Origin of the sequence: Pseudomonas sp. HR96 (genome assembly GCF_034059295.1) — a bacterium.
In the GTDB taxonomy this organism is placed as follows: domain Bacteria; phylum Pseudomonadota; class Gammaproteobacteria; order Pseudomonadales; family Pseudomonadaceae; genus Aquipseudomonas.
This window is the reverse complement of record NZ_CP139141.1, coordinates 1537666-1558227: the sequence shown is the minus strand read 5'-3', so window position 1 is coordinate 1558227 and position 20562 is coordinate 1537666. Positions and strand designations below refer to the sequence as shown.

At 54.3% G+C, this 20562-nt stretch carries 14 protein-coding genes; 6 read left to right on the top strand and 8 right to left on the bottom strand.

Translation table 11 applies throughout. From position 1 onward, the window contains the following. Positions 1 to 78: 78 nt before the first annotated feature. Positions 79 to 744: a histidine phosphatase family protein gene (locus SFA35_RS07360; RefSeq protein WP_320576740.1), complete on the bottom strand. Its 666-nt coding sequence runs from the start codon at positions 742 to 744 to the stop codon at positions 79 to 81. A 202-nt stretch (positions 745 to 946) separates the two neighbouring features. Next, entirely contained in the window at positions 947 to 1507 is a 561-nt protein-coding gene (fhuF, locus tag SFA35_RS07355) for a siderophore-iron reductase FhuF (RefSeq protein ID WP_320576738.1), read from the bottom strand. 670 nt (positions 1508 to 2177) lie between these two features. Here fhuF and SFA35_RS07350 point away from each other — a divergent pair. The 5 genes from SFA35_RS07350 (at position 2178) to SFA35_RS07330 (ending at position 9982) form a co-directional block, all read left to right on the top strand. After that, a complete protein-coding gene (locus SFA35_RS07350) occupies positions 2178 to 5060 on the top strand; it encodes a ribonucleoside-diphosphate reductase subunit alpha (RefSeq protein WP_320576734.1) in 2883 nt (960 codons plus the stop codon). A 138-nt stretch (positions 5061 to 5198) separates the two neighbouring features. Beyond that, positions 5199 to 5369: a YhfG family protein gene (locus SFA35_RS07345; RefSeq protein ID WP_320576732.1), complete on the top strand. Its 171-nt coding sequence runs from the start codon at positions 5199 to 5201 to the stop codon at positions 5367 to 5369. Next, positions 5369 to 5968, top strand: coding sequence for a Fic/DOC family protein (locus tag SFA35_RS07340; RefSeq protein WP_320576730.1), 600 nt, complete (start codon positions 5369 to 5371; stop codon positions 5966 to 5968). Before SFA35_RS07345 ends, SFA35_RS07340 begins: the two co-directional genes overlap by 1 nt. Positions 5969 to 6732: 764 nt before the next feature. Next, entirely contained in the window at positions 6733 to 7980 is a 1248-nt protein-coding gene (locus tag SFA35_RS07335; protein WP_320576728.1) for a ribonucleotide-diphosphate reductase subunit beta, read from the top strand. Between the two features lie 199 nt (positions 7981 to 8179). Further along, positions 8180 to 9982, top strand: a complete 1803-nt coding sequence (locus tag SFA35_RS07330; protein ID WP_320576725.1) for a hypothetical protein — start codon at positions 8180 to 8182, stop codon at positions 9980 to 9982. Between the two features lie 150 nt (positions 9983 to 10132). On the opposite strand, the gene SFA35_RS07325 is transcribed toward SFA35_RS07330, so the two are convergent. The 6 genes from SFA35_RS07325 to SFA35_RS07300 form a co-directional block, all read right to left on the bottom strand. Next, on the bottom strand, positions 10133 to 11773 hold the full coding sequence (locus tag SFA35_RS07325; RefSeq protein ID WP_320576723.1) for a DNA cytosine methyltransferase: 1641 nt from the start codon (positions 11771 to 11773) through the stop codon (positions 10133 to 10135). A gap of 353 nt (positions 11774 to 12126) precedes the next feature. Further along, complete coding sequence (locus SFA35_RS07320; protein ID WP_320576721.1) at positions 12127 to 13041, bottom strand: PD-(D/E)XK motif protein; 915 nt, start codon at positions 13039 to 13041, stop codon at positions 12127 to 12129. Then, entirely contained in the window at positions 13034 to 13732 is a 699-nt protein-coding gene (locus tag SFA35_RS07315) for a hypothetical protein (protein WP_320576720.1), read from the bottom strand. The genes SFA35_RS07320 and SFA35_RS07315 overlap by 8 nt, the downstream gene beginning before the upstream one ends. Next, positions 13729 to 14685 carry a hypothetical protein gene (locus SFA35_RS07310; protein WP_320576713.1) on the bottom strand — a complete coding sequence of 319 codons (957 nt, stop codon included), beginning with the start codon at positions 14683 to 14685 and terminating at the stop codon, positions 13729 to 13731. The genes SFA35_RS07315 and SFA35_RS07310 overlap by 4 nt, the downstream gene beginning before the upstream one ends. Beyond that, entirely contained in the window at positions 14682 to 16724 is a 2043-nt protein-coding gene (locus SFA35_RS07305; RefSeq protein WP_320576711.1) for a hypothetical protein, read from the bottom strand. Before SFA35_RS07305 ends, SFA35_RS07310 begins: the two co-directional genes overlap by 4 nt. Before the next feature lie 3 nt (positions 16725 to 16727). Then, on the bottom strand, positions 16728 to 19556 hold the full coding sequence (locus tag SFA35_RS07300) for a Z1 domain-containing protein (RefSeq protein ID WP_320576709.1): 2829 nt from the start codon (positions 19554 to 19556) through the stop codon (positions 16728 to 16730). Between the two features lie 301 nt (positions 19557 to 19857). Between SFA35_RS07300 and SFA35_RS07295 the strand changes: the two genes are divergently transcribed. Beyond that, on the top strand, positions 19858 to 20298 hold the full coding sequence (locus SFA35_RS07295; RefSeq protein ID WP_320576707.1) for a very short patch repair endonuclease: 441 nt from the start codon (positions 19858 to 19860) through the stop codon (positions 20296 to 20298). Positions 20299 to 20562: the final 264 nt, after the last annotated feature.

Here is a 20562-nt window from a genome sequence, read left to right as displayed (position 1 = left end):
AACTGGCTGGCGGCCGTTGATACTTCATTGGGCCTTGATAGGGAAGGGTTGTACCTGAACTCGCCTGAACACAGCCTGTTACAATCCCGAATTAAGCGCGATGACCTTGGGCCAGTCCTGCACGTTGACCACACCCAGTACTTGCAACTTGCCGTCGGCACCCTGTGTCACGAACAACGAACTGGTGTACTCGGAATCCTTGGCATGGGGAAAGCCCATGGCGGTTTCAAATTTGTCGATGCAGCCACTGTGGGTCACCAGCACCAGGTTGCGACCGCTGACCTTGTGCGCCTTGATATCTGCCGCCATATCGACGTTGCAATCGACCAGCCAGTTTTGCTCCCTGCCGGCCTGATTGAACATCGCCTGGGCGGTTTGCGCCGTACGGGTCAAGGGGCTGGTCAGCACCTCGGCCTTGTCCATGCCCATCGACATGAACGCCGAACCCAGGTTGGCGGCGGCATCGCGCCCGACCAGAGTGATGCCGTCGGGAGGCCCCATGCAGGTATTGGCCGAGCGGTCGCAGCGTTCGCCGTGGCGCACCAGCACCACCACGTCGCCGGCCTGCCAATGCCGCTGCAACTGCATGGCCGCCTCGCTGCCGGCCCTGCCCAGATTGGTGGGCGATAGCGGCCAGACCACGAAGCCGGCAATCAATGCGCTCAAAGCCAGCAGCACCGCCAGGGTGGTCAACGTGGTGAAGTAGCGTTTGAACGGCTTGGGTTTGACGGATGCGACGGCCATGCTGATTTCAGTTCCCACGGTGGATGCCCCGATTTTCATGTTGGTAACGCCGTGATTACGCTAGAAAAATGACAGCACGACGGAAGCCCGAAAATTTGCGGGGGAACTTTTTGGGCGTGGGGAGAATATAAAAATCTTCGAGGCGGGGATTGGTGAAAACTGTGTCAAAAATTCGCAAAGGCCCGGATGGCGCCTGGCGGGGTCAATCCTGCAACGGGCAATGGGCGCAGTAGCCGATACCCGGCACCTGCCAGGCAAGGCAGCAGGCCCGCACCTTTCGGCAGCCTTGGGCGCTGTAGTGGACGGTGCCCTGCAGCGAACCGCGGCGCGGTCGCACGCCCGCCGACGGACTCAACAAGGCACGCGCCCAGGCGGCTTGAGGAAAGGCCGGCAGCGCCTGCTCCAGCGCGTCTCCGGCGTTGCTCCAGAACACCGCCGCAGGCACTTTGGCATAGGCCGCCAGACGGCCAACCAACGGCCGCAGGTGACTGGCATACAGCTCATCGGGCGATGCGGCGAGGCGTGCTTCGGCGAGGCTGATGTGCTCGGGCAGGCCACGGGCGCCGAGCTTCACCCGCACCATTTCCCAGGCCGCCGAGCGTTGCGGCCCAGCTTCCAGCAGGCAGGGCCACAGAGACATGAAGTAATACTTTGACCACTGGGAGACCAGCACCGGATGGTGCTCCGCGCACAGCGCCGGGCCGTACATACGCAACAGCAGCGTGTCGAGGTGGGCCGGCTGCAGCAACTCGTCCAGGTCCATCGGTGCGTTGCTCCGCTTGCGAGCCTTTATGGAAGTGCAACATTTTACCGGTATTGTGACCGGTAGCGCTGCCCCAGAATGGGGCCTGTGCCAGCGCCGAAAAAATACCTGGCCGCGACAAAAAACCTCTTGCCTGCCCCGCGCCCAGTGCCACTGCGGCCTGCGGGCCCATGGCCAGTTTGGCGCACAAACTACCCACAAGTTATCCACAGATCCGCCGGTTGCAAAGCCCCGGCAATCGCACTATCTTGTGTCCCCAGCGCGCATAACCACTACATGTTGTGGCTAGGCAGTCAAAACCAAGCACAACTTCAGCGCGCAGTTCAACCCTTTTCGTTGGCTTTTTTTGCCGGCTTTTGTTGAAAGTTTCTGCCGCTTGATCGGGCCCGCCCTACCCCCCTTAACCCGGCGTGGGCAACCCGCAGCAACACTACCGGCAGCACCCGCAGTACCGGGGTTTTATCAGTCCCCGAGGAATTCAGCCAGGGAATGGCGCAAGCCTCATCCTTCCCTGCTCTGCCTTGCGTCTCCCGGCCCACCCCTGGCGGTGGCCCGCAGGCTTTGCGCAACACACGGCCCCAGCCCATGGAGCGCCGCGTTGCCAGACGCACGGCAGAACGGCAGGCACGTGAACGTGCCTAAACAAACATAGAGAACGTGGAGTCACTCAATGCAAACCGACACAACTCGCGAGAACCCGCAGGCCCCAGCGCCGCAGGCTACCGGTGCGAATCAGGACCTGGCCGCCACCGCTCCTGGTCAACTGCGCGTGATCAAGCGTAACGGCACTGTCGTTCCTTATACCGATGACAAGATCACCGTCGCCATCACCAAGGCCTTCCTCGCAGTTGAAGGCGGCACCGCCGCTGCCTCGTCGCGCATTCACGACACTGTGGCTCGCTTGACCGAACAGGTCACTGCCACCTTCAAGCGCCGCATGCCGTCGGGCGGCACCATCCACATCGAAGAAATCCAGGACCAGGTCGAACTGGCCCTGATGCGTGCCGGCGAGCAGAAAGTGGCCCGCGACTACGTCATCTACCGCGACGCCCGCTCCAAGGAGCGCGCCACCCGCAGCGTCGACAGCCCGGCCCAACCGCACCCGAGCATCCGCATCACCCGTGAAGACGGCAGCCTCGCGCCGCTGGACATGGGCCGCCTGAACACCATCATCACCGAGGCCTGCGAAGGCCTGGAAGAAGTCGACGGCAGCCTGATCCAGAAAGAAACCCTGAAAAACCTGTACGACGGCGTCAACCTCAAGGACGTCAACACCGCCCTGGTGATGACCGCGCGTACCCTGGTCGAGCGTGAGCCGAACTACTCGTTCGTCACCGCCCGCCTGCTGATGGACACCCTGCGTGCCGAAGGCCTGAGCTTCCTGGAAGTGGCCGACAGCGCCACGCACCACGAGATGGTCGATTTCTACGCCAAGGCCCTGCCGGCCTACATCGCCAAGGGTATCGAGTTCGAACTGCTGAACCCCGTGCTGGCCACCTTCGACCTGGAAAAACTGGGCAAGGCGATCAACCACGAGCGCGACCAGCAATTCACCTACCTGGGCCTGCAGACCCTGTACGACCGTTACTTCATCCACAAGGACGGCATCCGCTTCGAACTGCCGCAGATCTTCTTCATGCGCGTGGCCATGGGCCTGGCGATCGAAGAGAAGCAGAAAGAAGACCGCGCCATCGAGTTCTACAACCTGTTGTCGTCCTTCGACTACATGGCCTCGACGCCAACCCTGTTCAACGCCGGCACCCTGCGCCCGCAATTGTCCAGCTGCTACCTGACCACCGTGCCGGACGACCTGTCGGGCATCTACGGCGCCATCCACGACAACGCCATGCTGTCCAAATTTGCCGGCGGCCTGGGCAACGACTGGACGCCCGTGCGCGCGCTGGGTTCCTACATCAAGGGCACCAACGGCAAGTCCCAGGGCGTCGTGCCCTTCCTCAAGGTGGTCAACGACACCGCCGTGGCCGTGAACCAGGGTGGCAAGCGCAAGGGCGCGGTCTGCGCCTACCTGGAAACCTGGCACCTGGACATCGAAGAATTCATCGAGCTGCGCAAGAACACCGGTGACGACCGCCGCCGCACCCACGACATGAACACCGCGAACTGGATTCCGGACCTGTTCATGAAGCGCGTGTTCGACGATGGCAAGTGGACCCTGTTCTCGCCAAGCGAAGTGCCAGACCTGCACGACCTGACCGGCAAGGCCTTCGAAGAGCGCTACGAGTACTACGAAGCCCTGACCGAGTACAACAAGATCAAGGTGTACAAGACCGTCCAGGCCAAAGACCTGTGGCGCAAGATGCTGTCGATGCTGTTCGAAACCGGCCACCCATGGCTGACCTTCAAGGACCCGTGCAACCTGCGCAGCCCGCAGCAGCACGTGGGCGTAGTGCACAGCTCGAACCTGTGCACCGAGATCACCTTGAACACCAACAAGGACGAAATCGCCGTCTGCAACCTGGGCTCGATCAACCTGCCGAACCACATCGTCAACGGCAAGCTGGACACCGCCAAGCTGCAGCGCACCATCAACACCGCAGTGCGCATGCTCGATAACGTCATCGACATCAACTACTACTCGGTGCCACAGGCGAAGAACTCCAACTTCAAGCACCGCCCCGTGGGCCTGGGCATCATGGGCTTCCAGGACGCGCTGTACCTGCAGCACATCCCGTACGGTTCCGATGCCGCCGTCGACTTCGCCGACAAATCCATGGAAGCGGTCAGCTACTACGCCATCCAGGCGTCCTGCGACCTGGCCGACGAGCGCGGCGCCTACGAGACGTTCCAGGGTTCGCTGTGGTCCAAGGGCATCCTGCCGCTGGATTCGCAACAGATCCTGATCGAAGCCCGTGGCCAGAAGTACATCGACGTCGACCTCAACGAGTCCCTGGACTGGGCCCCGATCCGCGCCCGTGTGCAGAAAGGCATCCGCAACTCGAACATCATGGCCATCGCACCGACCGCCACCATCGCCAACATAACCGGCGTGTCGCAGTCGATCGAACCGACCTACCAGAACCTGTACGTGAAATCGAACCTCTCGGGCGAATTCACCGTGATCAACCCCTACCTGGTTCGCGACCTCAAGGCACGCGGCCTGTGGGACTCGGTCATGATCAACGACCTAAAGTACTACGACGGTTCGGTGCAGCAGATCGAGCGCATCCCGCAAGAGCTCAAAGACCTCTACGCGACCGCCTTCGAAGTGGACACCAAGTGGATCGTCGACGCCGCCAGCCGCCGCCAGAAGTGGATCGACCAGGCTCAGTCGCTGAACCTGTACATCGCCGGCGCCTCAGGCAAGAAGCTGGACGTGACCTACCGCATGGCCTGGTACCGTGGCCTGAAAACCACCTACTACCTCCGCGCACTGGCCGCCACCAGCACCGAGAAGTCGACCATCAACACCGGCAAGCTAAACGCCGTTTCCAGCGGCAGCGACACTTCGCCAATCCAGACCGCTCCAGCGGGTCCAGCCCCTGTGCCGAAAGCTTGCGCGATCGACGAGCCGGATTGCGAGGCTTGCCAGTAACAGCGTTGCACTGACTGCAGAAAAGCCGGCGAAAGCCGGTTTTTTTGTGGGCGTCAGACCTCAGCAGCCTGCGGTCTCTCCTGACAACGTCAGCACTGTGGTCAGCTATAATTCAGCTTCGCTCAAGAGACCTTCACCATGTCCCCTTCTGACCTGCAGATCAAAAAAGCCTACTACCGCAAGGTTCGCCAATCGAACTACGCCGCCAGCCTGCGCCTGGAAGGCTTCCCCTCCACCCCCCAAGACGGTGAGCGCCGGTTACCGACGCGTGAGACGCTGTTGGAGCAGTACAGGAACAAGGAAAGCTGATGCTCGACAAGTACGGTATCGGTCAAGATCCCTACTGTTACCCCGGCACATCGGTTTTCGATAACAAGCTGCACATTCAAAGCGAACCAGTGCTCAACCTGGCTGAACGCGACTTGTCCGCAGCTGCGGCGAACGAGCTCGAGTTTTCCCCTCCTCCGTATGATCTAGCGTGCTTGCGACGAATCCACCAGCATCTCTTTGCCGACCTGTACGCTTGGGCAGGGGAAATCCGCATCGTGGAAATATCCAAAGGCACTACCCACTTCTGTACAGTTGGGCGAATAGAGCCCGAGGCTGAAAAACTATTCGGTAGCCTAGCCAGAGCGGCCTACTTTTCGGGGCTTGATCGCGCGGGGCTTATCAGTGCAAGTGCGCAATTATTTGGTGATCTGAACGTCATCCATCCCTTTCGAGACGGCAACGGCCGTGCGCTACGCATCCTGTTCGAACATATCATCATCCATGCCGGCTACGAAATCAGCTGGTGGGCGATAGATCAAGAGCAATGGACTCAAGCGAACATAGATGCAGTCGTCTGCGATTACTCCGGCCTGACACGCTGCTTCGAGCGCTGCGTCGGACAAGCTATCTACGGCTGAAGCCAAACGACCAGCCTTCGGGCAGGGGAACAGAATCGCCGTTGCGCCAAGTCCTCCGACGCCTCTGCCCGAGTCGGCTGCTATGTCATCCTGGACAATGACAGCAATCAGGCAAAGCTTCCTGATTTTCGCCTCAACTCATGCGGTAAAGTCACAGTGTTCCCCGCGCCCAATCGCATGGTCTTTCCCCGCCGACAGACGGCATGCGCTCCAGCTTCCACCCTACCCCCCGGCCCGCTTCAGCTACAGCGCAGCTGATGGGTATTGCGACCTTTCGACTCTGCAAACCTCCTTCACACAGCCCCCCAAAACCTATATCGTGTGCCTCACAATCTGCTTAGCCACTACATAGGCGATTGCGACCTCGACGCCGTTGATTAACCCCCGGATGTCGTAACCACGTGACGTATCGAGCAAAACCCGAATACGCTGCCATTGATTTGCCTCACGGCGAACACGCGTGATGCAAAAGTCTTTATAATTGCCGGCCGCAACACAGGACTGAAACCATGACTACCTGCGTCTCTCAAGCCGTTGATCACATCACGGCCGAACACCGCACGTCCCGTCCGAGTTTTGCCTTGTCCGTATGCCCGGGCCCGGGCACTGCCTGACGCGCCCACTACCCGAATTAGAAGAATCGCAGGGGGCTGAACAAGCCTCTGATGCAAAGCCATTGCCTGATGCGTACCTCGCACCATTAGCAGCCCACTATCAAATCCAATGGTCGCTACCACGCGGCCACTCGAGCAGGAGCCTCACCCATGCTGAGCTGGGACGAATTCGACAAAGAAGACGCAGCTGAACCCGCCAAAGGCGCCAACGCCGGCCATGCCTCCGAAGCCGCGATGGACAAGCTCGACAGCGCCGGCGGCGCCGCCGCCCTTGAAGCCCGCGCCGTCAACGCCAGCGACTCCGCTGCGGTAGCCCGCGCCAAGGCTGCGCTGGACAAGCTCGACGTTGCCGAAGGCCTGGCCGAACTCGAAGGCTCCGCCGCCCGCGTCGCGGTCGACGAAAAACGCATGATCAACTGCCGCGCCGACCTCAACCAGCTCGTGCCTTTCAAGTACGACTGGGCCTGGCAGAAGTATCTGGACGGTTGCGCAAACCACTGGATGCCGCAAGAAGTCAACATGAACGCCGACATCGCCCTCTGGAAGAACCCGGAAGGCCTGACCGACGACGAGCGCCGCATCGTCATGCGCAACCTGGGCTTCTTCAGCACCGCCGACTCCCTGGTTGCCAACAACCTGGCGCTGGCCGTGTACCGCCTGATCACCAACCCCGAGTGCCGACAGTACATCCTGCGCCAGGCGTTCGAAGAGGCGATCCACACCCACGCCTACCAGTACTGCATCGAATCGCTGGGCATGGATGAAGGCGAGATCTTCAACATGTACCACGAGATCCCATCGGTCGCGAAAAAAGCCGCCTGGGGCCTGAAGTACACCCGCGCCATCTCTGACCCGGAATTCAACACCGGCACCGTCGAGACCGACAAAGAACTGCTGCGCAACCTGATCGCCTACTACTGCGTGCTGGAAGGCATCTTCTTCTACTGCGGCTTCACCCAGATCCTCTCCATGGGCCGCCGCAACAAAATGACCGGCGTCGCCGAGCAGTTCCAGTACATCCTGCGCGACGAATCCATGCACCTGAACTTCGGCATCGACGTGATCAACCAGATCAAGATCGAAAACCCGCACCTGTGGGACGCCGAACTGAAGGAAGAAGCCTCGCAGATGATTCTGCAAGGCACTCAGCTCGAGATCGAATACGCCCGCGACACCATGCCTCGCGGCGTGCTGGGCATGAACGCGGCGATGATGGAGGACTACCTCAAGTTCATCGCCAACCGTCGCTTGAGCCAGATTGGGTTGAAGGAAGAATATCCTGGGACGACCAACCCGTTCCCGTGGATGAGCGAGATCATGGACTTGAAGAAGGAGAAGAACTTCTTTGAGACGCGGGTTATTGAGTATCAGACTGGTGGGGCTTTGAGCTGGGATTGAAGAACTCTTTACATACGCCTAGAAGGTCGCCTTGAGCGACCTTTTTTGTGTGTCAAATCCATCAATCGCAATAGCTCATACCGGCAAGTTTACACTCCAATAAAAAATAAGTAACTTCCGTTGAAATCTTGAAAACTCCATGATAAAAAGGATTCAAAATCTAGCGATATAGAGCGCCCTCCGAAGACTTGAGTTAGTTATGGCTATCCAAAAAACAAAGCTAAGAGACATCGTTAAAGACCCAGCCCTGGTTCAAAAAATCACACAATCGTTCTCTGACTTGAGAGCAGATTTTGATTTGAGTCTTGAGGCATCAGCAGAAAAAATTACGGAACTAGCTGAAACACACGTCGAAATCAAGGATCATCTTAATAAGCTTATTTCCCACACTGGTTCGTCGAGTGGTGTTATCCAAGGTCTCAGAGGGACCGGCAAAACCCATCTGTTCTTACTTGCCCGACATAATATCAATCAAGACATATTCGAGAATGGCAATTTAACAATATATCTAAATTCAAAAAAATTAACAACTCCGGAGGGTTGCACTCAAGAGATTTTCAACAGACTTTTCTCTAGCTTCATACTTACTGGGATCTCAGAGCACCTTCAGAAAATACTAGTTATTGCATCAAAGCAAGGATTTTGGAATAGACTGCTTGACAAAGCCACTCCTCAATCGATCGGAAAACGACTGGCAGAAACGATCGAGATATTGTTGAAATCGCAAGATGCACTGCTTTCAGGAACTCGTATCATCGAGAATTATGAAGCAGGCGAACAAAAAATCAATACGCAGTTGAAGGACTTGATAGAGGCATTTGAAGAGATGTCGGCTCAGATCGGGCTTAGTACTGCCTCGTTCGGTCTTTCTGCGAAAAAGAAATCTGTGGCAGAACGCAATATTACCAAAGATGAAGCCACGAAATTCATCAGCTACCTAGACATATCACATGTGTCCGAGATAATAAAAAAAATTATTAGCACGCTACAAATTAAATCCATTACTTTTTATATTGACGAATGGGAAAAACTTTACTATGAAGGCAGCTCCCAAAAATATCTAGCAACATATATAAATAAAATCATAGATAATCCCATTTATTTTTGGATTGCATATTTTCCTTATCGTGGTAACTTGCATCCACTGTCGATCGGCAATGACCTGCAACACCTGATTGACTTGGATGAATCTCTAATATATGAGACTGATCAGCAATCTTGCATTAAATATTTTCAAGACTTTATCGATAAACGATTACAACACCATCTGCATCGTCCGGACATTTCAAACTCGGTGCTGATCAATAGCAAAAAGAACTTTGAACTGCTGATTATGGGCTCAATGGGTAATCCGAGAGATTTCGGCACCATCTTGGTACATGCGTGGAACGAATTTGTCACTTATAGAAACAGACCTCTAAAAAGGGGTGGCGCTTATCAGTATGTCTCAGCAGTCATGATCAAAGATGCGATAAAATCTGACGGAGAGAAAAAACTTCTAAATATCCAAGCCCGCTCGAATGCTATGTCAGCTTGGAGACACCTTGAAGATTTTGCTATAAAAAACAAGACTAGCCATATAGCAGTCGAGGAAAGTGCCGAAAACCATTCCGCTCTTGCTGAAGACGATTTTTCAGAGCTGATCTACCAGAGGCTTCTTCACAAGAGGACTGATCGAATCAGCGCCAAAGACACAAATATATCCAACAAGCTCTCAATATATGCATTGAGTTACTCCTGCACATACGACCACCACCAAAAAGACAAAAAGTTTCAATTCATAACAAAATATGAAGATATTCACAACCGAGTGCGGCGTTATATATACAACCCTTGCACGCTGATCAAACAGCGAAAATTGAGGGAAGGCGTAATGTTTCCGTGCCCTACCTGCGATTTTGAAATAACTCAAACCATGAAATTCGCTTGGGAAAAAAATATGTGCCCTGCATGCGGAAATAGTATCACCAAAGATAAAATTTCTGAAAAACCGGTTGTTTAGCTCCTCATATTCTATGTAAGGTGGTCTAAATAACCACCTGATAGTAACTTGAGCAAATCACCATAACGGCGCTAACTCAGCGCCGTTATTTCATATGATTTATAAACTCCCTCTCGATGGGAAACACTGAATCATTTTCTTTGATTCTGCTTAGGTTTTTCCCTCGGCAGCTCGCCGACAAATGACATGATAGACAACTTCAGCAATTTTGTTTGCCAATAAAGGTGGGACCGCATTACCTACTTGGTGAAATTGCTGCGTCCTATTCCCTTCAAAGTAGTAGTTATCCGGAAATGTTTGAAGCCGAGCTGCTTCACGAACAGTCAGGCTTCGACATTGGGCTGGATCATAATGAATGAAGTAATGTCCATCCTTGGAGATATGGCTTGTAATCGTAGTTGCCGGAAGCCAGGCGAGCTGAACCCTGAAGCGATCACTAAATTTTCCACTCTCCCAGTTTTTGTGGGCCGGTGCCAGACCTGGTAATGAAAACTCTAGGTGCCCTTTCGGGGAATACTTGTAGTGTTTCGCAAAAGTACTTGCAAACGCATACCGTCGCAGATCCGATCGCATGTGACTTCGAGAATCATGACTCAGCCAACATTTGATATTCGAGTCCTGATACCAAGCATCCAATGAGGGTATGCCTGTATAGCCTTCGCCAAGATTTTTTTGGACGCGGTCAGCACCCGAAGTTAGCGGCGCATCAAACAGTGCTTCGCGAGTAGCGCGCAATGGTGCGACCATTCTTCCGTTTTCCAGCTGTGCATGATTCAGTAAGTCATCTACTTCGTCCGCCACCGTGCGATACCATGCATCGTAGGGGTCGTAACTGCGAGAGAGCTTGCTTCTCACCTTTGGGAGACTGCCAATCGCTTGACTTACTGAGACTGGCTCGACCTGTGTCAAAAGATCATGCGAGGGTACATTGCCCTGTTCATCGAGCGCTATCCCTAAAAGGATTACACGGTGTCGGGCTTGGGGAATTCCATACTTTTCAGCCTCAATGATAAACGACTTTGGATTTATTTTGTCTATGCAGTCTGAAGGGCTGAATGACTCTTCTGAAACAATAGAGCAAATTTTATATTTTTGCCCGCCTTCGATATTATCTAGAGCTTTAGTAGGATCTACCAAGTCGTTCAGAATCTGCGAAAAGATACCCTTCCCAGCAACTTTTGAAGACAGTATTCCCTTCACGTTTTCCATGACAAAAACAGTTGGCCGATAATCCTTGATGATACGTAAATAATCTTTGTAGAGAAAATGCCGGTGATCATTTTCAGGGATGTAACCTAGTTTCGATTGATTCCTCGCCCGACCAACGATTGAATACGCTTGGCATGGCGGGCCGCCGATGAGGACCCATGGCCGCCCATCGCTGTTCAACCTTTCCTTAATTAAATGATTAAGCTCCCTATCGCCTTCGAGTGAACCCAAGGTGATCTGCCGCGCTTCCAAGTCAGCGTAATGCCAAAATTTCGCGGTTGCATCAGTATAAGGCTCGGGCGCCTCACCATTGAAATACCGATAGTAATCCTGCAACCCTTCAGGGAACTCCCGCTTGAGCAGACGATAGAAGGCACGAAGCTTGAGGGTCTTTCTAGCGACAGGGTCCATTTCGGCAGAAACTATGATATCGAAGCGCCTACCCTCACCAGACGAGGAAAAACCTTCGCCCAACCCGCCAGGACCAGCGAAAAGGTCGACGATCTGGATAGCGTGCTCAACTGCAGCTGCTGGCTCGGTGGCCACCCTAGGCGGGAAAAGACTATTCTGGTATTGAATCATGGGCTTCATTTGTCAAAAAAATCAGTGATGGCAACACAATAGGCAGCCGAGCCCCGTTACTTTACCAGGATTGGAGCAGAGGCGCAGCCACGTCGAAGCCTTTGCAGATCGATTCTGGCTGCACGGGCCGGGGTAAGCCGCACCTACAAACCCGGCTTCCGGGCCGGCCTGATCCTTACCCTAGGTCAGCGCAGGGCTAAAGCACAGCCTTGAACATCAGCGGCTCAGTTTTTTACGAGATATGGCTTAGCAAACGGGCAACCTTCTGGGCTGCCCTAGATTGCTTGATGAGCAGGAATGCAAGCAGCTCCTGCCGTTAAGTTTCAAGTTGCTCCAATAGTTCAACCATTTAGCTATAGCGGTGAAGAATTGAGGCCACTAAGATCCACTTTATATTCGAACTGAACAATACCGCGAGGAAGTACTCCGCCTTTGAAACTCGCCGGAGTTATTTTCGGAAAATTTTCATCGATCGCATAGGATAGACTTTCAAGCAGGTTGTAGCCCTCTTTCCTTGCAGAGCACCCTGCTTCCATCCCAAGCCGTTGCAGCGCTGTCTCGAGGAGCACAGCGTCCACCCCAAGCGCGATAAGTCGGTCACAAACCAGATCGATCGAAAGGCCATCATGAGCCGGTTCGAACCTGTAATACAACAGTTGCAATGGCTTGCCCGAAGAGGCAGCCAATTGGAAATGCCCGGATATATTTATCACAGTTCCATATCGACTGATGGTTGATTTGATTTCGTAGTCGGTCTCGGAAGTCTTGATGTCGACCACGCCCCCAAAAGGCCCACTCCATTCATAAATAGCGCCCCCCGTTACCAGCGTTTCCAGCGCTAAAAGCTCAGCAAGTACGTCATAACCATGCCTGTCGACGACCGCATTACCCAAGAGATGTCGCCACCGCTCCCACCAGTTCAGAGGATCAGCCAGCAGCGCCTGCCGCACACTGGCACCGGCCTCGACGCTAACCATATGCGCGCAGATTACGCCGAATTCGTTGCGGAGCCACTCTATAGAAGACTCCAACCGCAGGAAGCGTCGGTGCTGTTGACTGATGACTCGGTCCACGGTCCGTAGCTTGGCGCCAGCGAAGCCTTCCGAGAGCTCCAGGGCTGCAGAACACTCAATAGCTACTCCGAAGGCTGTTCCCTCCCTGAAGACCCATGCGGCACAATCTACTGGCATAGCCCTGAGCGGCAGCATTCGGCCGCTTTGATCGAGATTGGCAAAGCCCTCTTGAATTTCTTTCAGCAATTCAGTCATGATTGAGATCCGGAAGGACAGGCGCGCAACCTACGTCCGTGAATAGCGCATCCACATAGCCATGCAGGCCCCCGTCGCAGAATGCAGGTTCCTTCAGCACGATCTGAGCTGTATTGAGTTTCATGATTGCCCTGAACTGATCCTGAGAAGGCTTGCGGTGCTGACGCATGCTGAAAATAAGCCGTGTCAGCTCAATCCTGAAGCCGCCCTTGCCGGGCCGTTCTACTAATTGAACGACGGTGTCAGTGGTCACGCTCTCAAGCACTCTGCGAGTATTCTCCTGGTTCCCTTGCCAAGTCAGGTGGACCGTCCACCACATCGCGCGTAACCAGATGCGGCTTCGCCCCTTCCAGAATCTAACAGGGGGGGCGCCGTCCCAGCGACTCTTGACCAGGTCAGGCAACACACGCAAAGACAGAAATCTCCACCAGCCGTCATCTGCGGCAGTACGAATGCTTATGCCTGCGTCCGCCAGTACCTGGTACAGAGCGAGGCCAACCCGAATGTCATAGGCGCCGGGACCTGAAGCGGTGTCCTTCTTTATGGAGTCGTACAGCGATACGACGGCGAAGAGCTGCCGGCGAATTTCCTCCATCTCTGCGTTAGACGCCTCGGGAAGAAATGCATCGCCTTTGACCATTTCGTTATAGCGTCGCAGCGAAAGTTTAAGGTTCAGGGTGGGGAAGCTCATTCTACATTCTCCAAATCCCGAACTCGCTGATCCAACCAGCATTGAGTTGACACAAACAACTCGTTGAGCGAGGCGGTATTCAGAGAGCCTAACCGAATGAACGACCGCACAGCGTCAGCAATACTTCCGAATCCGTCGTCCACATCAGGCGCGGCCAGATACGTATCGAAATCTGCTCCCATATCGTGTTTGACCTGAGCAACGACAAGTGCCAGCCACGCGGCGAAGACTTGGCGCAACAGCGGAGACTGCTCGAAGTTAAGCCCCCCCCTGTCGCGTAACTGGTCAAAATGCGCGTGAGCGTTGTTCAGCACAAGAGCAACGTATTCGCTGGAGAACGGCTCATCCTGGGGGTCGCTCCAGCACGCTTTCAATTCCCATAATGGCCCCTCCGCACCCAATGACTCTTCCAGAACCGGGAAAAGAGAGCCGTCCCCGTCAATTACGACTTCAACAAGCTGGGTCAATGGGCCTAGCCTGGCGCCTGCCTGCTGAGCAAATCCGGGAGCGGAATCTGTCTGGCTTTTGCCGAGGAACGCTTGAACGGAGAGAAAACCACTACCTCTAACGGTCCCCGGCTCCAAGGTGATATCCAACGCTACGATGCCCCCATCTTCGTGTCGTAAGCCATGAACCGGTCCTAGCGCTCGCCAGCATGAGTCAGCGGATGCCCACTCCAGCGCCAATAACACCTCGGTGCCACTGCCGGCTACCCCCTCTGGACCGAATATGGCATGCAATAATGGAGCCCGGTGAATTAAACATTGAACCGCCAAAGGGTGTTCGGCCGGATTCCAGTCGCTGTCCTTACCCAAGGCATATTGATTGCCGTTGACTTCGGTCGCACCTGGATTTAGACCTTCATCTGATAAAAATAGGTAGTCCACCGCTGGTTCGTTACTCCTGCCAAGCGGTGCATTCAACATTCGATATAGTGGCAGTCGAGTGCTCATTTCGCAGCTCCACCTCCATCTGAAATCCGGACCCCGATCACGGGCCGCAATAGCTTGCGGTCCGAATCACTCATCCTGACGTGAAGTTTTCCTTCGAAAATCAAACCCGACTCTATCGCCGGACCAGTCAAAGTGAGCCTTACACCTGTTCCACCATCGATTCCGACACTTCCAACAGTAATAGCTGAACCGCTAAGCTTGAATGAATCCAGATGGAACGGAAACGCGCCAAGTCTGTTCGTGACCCAAGTGTCAAAGGTGATTGGGCCACCTTCGGAGTCTACGGAAACACAGATATCCCTAGGCATACCTTGGTGCAGCATTCCCCAGCTCAATCGCCATTTCATGACGATCGCATCATCTTCATATCCAAGCTCTGTGATTTCCAGCTCCGGTGAAGGTACTGCAGCGCCTTTGGAAATATGGGTAGCAGCTGCTCGGGGCGCTGCTTTGCCAAAACGTCCATCCCCGCCAAATCCACGGTTGGGTAATACGAGTTCAGCAAGCTTGCGTGACATCCGCATGGATGGTTTGACTTTCAAGCTGGGCGTAGGCGGTGACCCGAAGTCTTTGATGGCCCGGCCACACTGAGCGCGAATCTTTTCAATGACACGTCCACCGCTGATGTCGACCCACGCGCCATGATCCGCACGTTCACAGCTCCGGAGATATCCTTCGAGAGTCTGTATTGTCGAGCGCAAGCCGCGGGCTTCTGACGCCTGTAATTCTTGTTCCGAATCAGGCAAAAACAGCGCCACAACGTATCGGCCATCAGGAAACCCAGCAAACCCACCCGCCCAGCTCCGGGAGTCAAGGCTGTCGTCCCAAGAGATATTCATTCCCGGAGACCGCATGAATGTTACTACGGGTCGATGGGGTGCACCGCAGTCGGCCCGTGAGAAAATGCATGTTTCCGGGCTGGGCGCATTGTCGGGCGCATCCATTTGTAGCTGACGCGGGGTCAGCGCTACAGCAAGCAGGCGACCTGCCAGACCACTACCTACGAATTCACCGCGCAGTTGAATTGATTTGGAGAGCAGATGGTCGCTCTTGATACCTTTGCCGGTCAGATAGTCTTCCTTAGCCGTATCGCTCATTGCGCGGTTATACAAACTCTGGGCAACCTGAAATATCGGTAACATTTCAAAGTGAGCTAGTTCTTTGCCGTTCACCGACGCTTTCAGATACCTACCGGTAGCGAAGAATGGGTTATCCAGACGTGCGCTAAACCAACGCTGAATTGAAACCGCTATATAACTTTCATAATCACCGTACCACCATGGCGTAGCGCCCCTTTCCCCGTCGAAAACGGGCAACAGCTTCTCCTTGAGCAACGGAATAATGATTGCTGTGCCAGTTTGCTTACCGGTAAAAGGTTTGGCATCGAACGCATCAAGAATTTCGTGGATATGGGATGGGGAAGTGATTGCACCCAAGCCTCCTTCTGCTCCCCACCAGGCAATACCTGTTTGGGTGTTCAATTGAAGCCGATCTACACGATTTTCGTCCTCAACGATAGAGGCCACTAGCCGCTCTTCATACTCTTCGCCGACCCTGATTCGGCTATAGTAGATAACCAAGCCTGCGCCCATCCGAAAGTAACAGGTCTTGCCCAATCCCCATGATCCACCTGCACCCTCATCGCTTCGGGTCCGACCAATCTCGAACACAAGCTTGAGAAAGTTGCCGTGTTGGCCATGCGGTTCCACGCCTTCAAAAGTCATCGGGCCCGTCAGCCCCTCAGTCCCTGAATCGCGGATCTCAAGAAGCTTTTGAGCGCGCGGAAAGCGTGTTGCAAAAACTTGCTGGTTAAGCCCCTCACCGAATGTAGAAGCGATGGCATTCACAGAGTGGTCACGAATATAGAAATCAACCGAAACTGGCAGAGCTGGTTTCCCTTTGCATCCTGCGTCTAGCGCGTTCTGAACGGATTCCCGGACTAGCAAATCAAGCAGAGGGGTTTCTTCGTTCTGTAAAGCACGAAGGAGGTATGCCCCGGATTCCTGCATAGGCTGCAATGGAAGGCTGTGATATTTCATAAGTTAGACCGCGCCTAGCGCTTCTTCGAGGTCTTCTTCTGAAGCCTTGAAGCTATCGGGGATATTCACTGTCACGTGGGTGACATAACTCTTTTGGGCGCCTTGGGAGCCCGGCAAATAAATGCTTACACCGATAATGTTTGCCTTAGCCATGAGCGGTGCCCGCGTTGCCTTTGGATCAAGAATTGCTTTTTCTTGCAGTCCGCGGTTACCCGTCTTGTCGATTAGATAGATCAACAATTGTGGTACTGCGCCAACTCCACCCTCGATGCGACTCTTCGAGATGGAAGAACTGGTGAATTTCATCTTGGAAATGCTATCGGGAGCAAGGTTGCAGGCATCTGCAAGCAAATCCTTTGGGTCTCGCAACGCACCAATGGAGACACCGTCATCCGAACGTTCACTAATCAACCTACTACGATTGATTCGGCCGACAGCCTTGCCCGAGATTTCCCAGGAATTATCCGGGTTCGGCGTGCTGCCAGCCATCACGACGTTCCATTTTGTATATCCTGCGTTATCTGCATGCTCGCCGAGCCATTTCAGAAAGGCACCCATGTCGGAGAAAAACTGATTTCCCGGATGGAACGACAATTCGGCCAAATAATCTGCTACGCGGCTAACGTCGACGCCCCGCCAAACATAGCTGTTTGCGCCCTTCAACTGAGACTTTTCAAGGTGAGCATCTGATGAACCGAGAAATTTTTCCGTTACCTTTAGGTTCGCGTCCAGGATCGAGGCGGCACCTTCCCCATCGTGGAAAACCGTTGTCTGCCTGTTGATACCTGAAAAGTCGTATTTCGTATTCACAGCGCTTTGCATCCTATTAGCACTGGTTGGCCGAATCCATGCAAACTTTGGATGTACACGAACCCGAGGCCCAAAATCTTCAGGTTTGGCCCCACCGTGCATGAAACGCTCAAGGTCGTCCCGAAGCTCCTCCTCGGCAACAGCCATGAACTCGTATTTTTTTTTCGTCTCGGTCGACATCCAGATGCGAGGTATCAGTTCATAGCCTTTCCGGTAGCCAAACCATCGTCCCATTTGCATGAGAGAATCTGCTTGCGCAGAGCCTCGCAGGAAAAAGGTGCTAACCAAATTCTCTATTGTTAAGCCGCGTGAAAGCGTTCCGCCGCCAATGACGATGAAGGCAGTGCAAAAATCCAACTGCTGCGCTGCGTCCGGGTAAAACAATCTACGGACCTCATTTTCATCAGTTACTCCATTATTAGCGCAGTTGTCAACACAGATATGGATACCTTTGTGGTACCTGGGTTGAGAGTCCGCGTCTAGCTTAATAGCCGTAACCTCATCCAGAAGAGTCCGAATCTCAGGAAAGAATGAATCAAATAACGGCAGTTCGACGAGTTCAGACAGGCGCCCGTAATCTGGAAAGCGCTCTCTGAACCCATCGGCATCCAGACCGGACGAGATTTTGTCCCAAACAGGCTTAAAAGCATCGGCCAATTGCTCCTCCGAGTATTGTGACCAAGTCCTGAGCGCACTGTGCACCGCTTTGTTCATATGGTCGTGATGCAACTGCCTCGCGCTGGTATGGATCAGCATACTGACGGGTCTGGCGGTAACGGACTGCCGCATCACGGCCACGCAGCATAGGAACCAGATCAGCCCCTCTTCCAATGCCTTTGGCAGCTTTAGACTTTCCCCCTTGTGAAGCTTACCAACTTGATTCAAATCGTTATCTGATACTTCAAGAACAATTCCCAACGGCGACCTTTCGTTTTCGGCATAGCCGAAAATCTGCACAGGCCCGAAGTGCTCGTCCGCCTGTGGCAGCGCTGCGATGAAATCGCTCGGGTACAGAGTGTCGCCAGGGCCCTCATTCAGAAAATTGGCGGAAGGCGTAGCGGTGAAGGCGACATAGTTCACGCATTGGAGAGGTAGCCGGATCAACTTAAGAATGAGCCCATTGATTTTTGTTCGCTCAGCTTTCAAAACATCATTCGAGTTGATGCCGGCCTGATCCGCCTCGTCATCAATCACCACCAGGCGCATCTGCGACATCCCGTGCGGGTGAGCCTTGATCCACGCAATGAGATGATTCAATCGCGCAGGGTTCTTGAGACAAACAGCGAGATGTCGGTCTCGACGGCCGGCATCGAACTGCATGTCCTGTGCGCGAGCCCCGTACGGACTGTTGCCAGATGGATGATCGATCGCCTTCCAGGTGACATTACCATCATGCTGAAACAAATCACCCACTAAACGCTTATTGGTCTGTATACGCAGATTTTCGAGCGTACCGGTCAGAACGACGAACAAATTCCATCCATAGTCGGCTGCCATGGAAATCAGACCTGCCATGTTGGCCGTTTTGCCGGACTGAACGTGGCCGACGACCAAGCCTTTAACAGCCATCCTATCTTTGGTGGTCTGCCGTAGATGCCGGAGGACGCGTACGGCAGATCCCTGAATGTTATCGACCGCAGGTTGCTTCCAGCCTTGGGCGATCAGGTATTTTCTATAAAGCTGCCATGCGCTACGCGCGTCTTGAGGCACCGCCATGCCGGGCTCAGTCTCCTCTGCTCCAACGATAATCAAAGGCCTCGCCGCCGCGACAGATTGGGCTTCGGCCTGTTCTTTGCGATTCACTATCTCCTTCCAGCATTCGAAACGCTTTTCCGGACTATCTCCCAGTGAAGGCCAATCCTGCATTTCCTCTTGCGCGAGGAACCAGTCATCGAGCTTTTCCGGTGACGCCCCCAACCGGCCGAGCTTGGCGATCTCTTCCCAGCTACGGCCTTTGAGCCGCCAATCATCGATAAACGCGCGGCATTTGTCGTACGCTGGGTCAATAGTGTAATCAGCCATGAGCATCCTTTCTGTGTTCTGAAGATGACTTGAACAGGGAGACCGCCCTACATCCAAGTCAGGGCCAAGAATAGTCGCACAGCACAGAACGCCTTGCAAAAACCCGCAACCGGGATGTCCGGCATGACCAGCCAAGTATTTTTTGCTGGTCATCCCCCTTGCCTTGGGCCCCAACATTCCTGCAATGCCGGGGCCGGTCAGGCGTTTGAACGTCCCCCGAGATCCGCCCCCTAAGAAGAGGGTGAAGACACCTACGGTTCTCATTCGGCCCCGCTCAAAGATACCGCTTCAGGAGAATAGAATGGATGTAGTCGATCCAGCTACCCGCTCACGGATGATGTCAGGGATACGCGGGAAGAACACCAAACCTGAACTGCTGGTAAGAAGCTTCCTGCACGCAAACGGCTACCGTTTCCGGCTTCACCGCAAGGATCTCCCTGGCAACCCCGATGTGGTACTGCCCAAGCTCAGGACCTGCCTGTTCGTACACGGTTGCTTTTGGCACCGCCACGTGGGGTGCCGCTATGCGACCACACCCAAAACCCGAGCAGAATTCTGGAATGACAAATTCCTGAAAAACGTAGAGCGCGATCTCAACAACATTCAAGCGTTGGAAGCCAGCGGATGGAACGTGCTGATTATTTGGGAATGTCAGCTCAAGGAAGACAGCCAGGCGTTGGAGAAGCTTTCGGACCAGCTAGAACAGCAGCGGGCAGCGCTGTCGGGGAAACCCTCGAAATAGACCTGCACCATTTTTCAGAAATGTCCTACAAGCGCCATCATTGCCTTGCCCCTTGCCTTTCCCTACGCTGCTTTGGCGCCTAAGAAACGCATCCCCAGAGCGGCCATCCGCACCCGACATCCTGCGGCTTTCCTGTGCCAGCGGCTATCATTCGCCCACAGAAATCCTCGTTATGTCGGGAGTGGGCGAATACAAGACCCGAAAGGGAAATATGTCCGGCTCGTCTCTGGTGAGTTTCTTAGCTCCCGACACCCAATCAACGCC

Coding starts and splice junctions, on each gene's coding strand:
- SFA35_RS07360 (WP_320576740.1), bottom strand. CDS start 744: ATGGCCGTCGCATCCGTCAAACCCAAGCCGTTCAAACGCTACTTCACC.
- fhuF (WP_320576738.1), bottom strand. CDS start 1,507: ATGGACCTGGACGAGTTGCTGCAGCCGGCCCACCTCGACACGCTGCTG.
- SFA35_RS07350 (WP_320576734.1), top strand. CDS start 2,178: ATGCAAACCGACACAACTCGCGAGAACCCGCAGGCCCCAGCGCCGCAG.
- SFA35_RS07345 (WP_320576732.1), top strand. CDS start 5,199: ATGTCCCCTTCTGACCTGCAGATCAAAAAAGCCTACTACCGCAAGGTT.
- SFA35_RS07340 (WP_320576730.1), top strand. CDS start 5,369: ATGCTCGACAAGTACGGTATCGGTCAAGATCCCTACTGTTACCCCGGC.
- SFA35_RS07335 (WP_320576728.1), top strand. CDS start 6,733: ATGCTGAGCTGGGACGAATTCGACAAAGAAGACGCAGCTGAACCCGCC.
- SFA35_RS07330 (WP_320576725.1), top strand. CDS start 8,180: ATGGCTATCCAAAAAACAAAGCTAAGAGACATCGTTAAAGACCCAGCC.
- SFA35_RS07325 (WP_320576723.1), bottom strand. CDS start 11,773: ATGATTCAATACCAGAATAGTCTTTTCCCGCCTAGGGTGGCCACCGAG.
- SFA35_RS07320 (WP_320576721.1), bottom strand. CDS start 13,041: ATGACTGAATTGCTGAAAGAAATTCAAGAGGGCTTTGCCAATCTCGAT.
- SFA35_RS07315 (WP_320576720.1), bottom strand. CDS start 13,732: ATGAGCTTCCCCACCCTGAACCTTAAACTTTCGCTGCGACGCTATAAC.
- SFA35_RS07310 (WP_320576713.1), bottom strand. CDS start 14,685: ATGAGCACTCGACTGCCACTATATCGAATGTTGAATGCACCGCTTGGC.
- SFA35_RS07305 (WP_320576711.1), bottom strand. CDS start 16,724: ATGAAATATCACAGCCTTCCATTGCAGCCTATGCAGGAATCCGGGGCA.
- SFA35_RS07300 (WP_320576709.1), bottom strand. CDS start 19,556: ATGGCTGATTACACTATTGACCCAGCGTACGACAAATGCCGCGCGTTT.
- SFA35_RS07295 (WP_320576707.1), top strand. CDS start 19,858: ATGGATGTAGTCGATCCAGCTACCCGCTCACGGATGATGTCAGGGATA.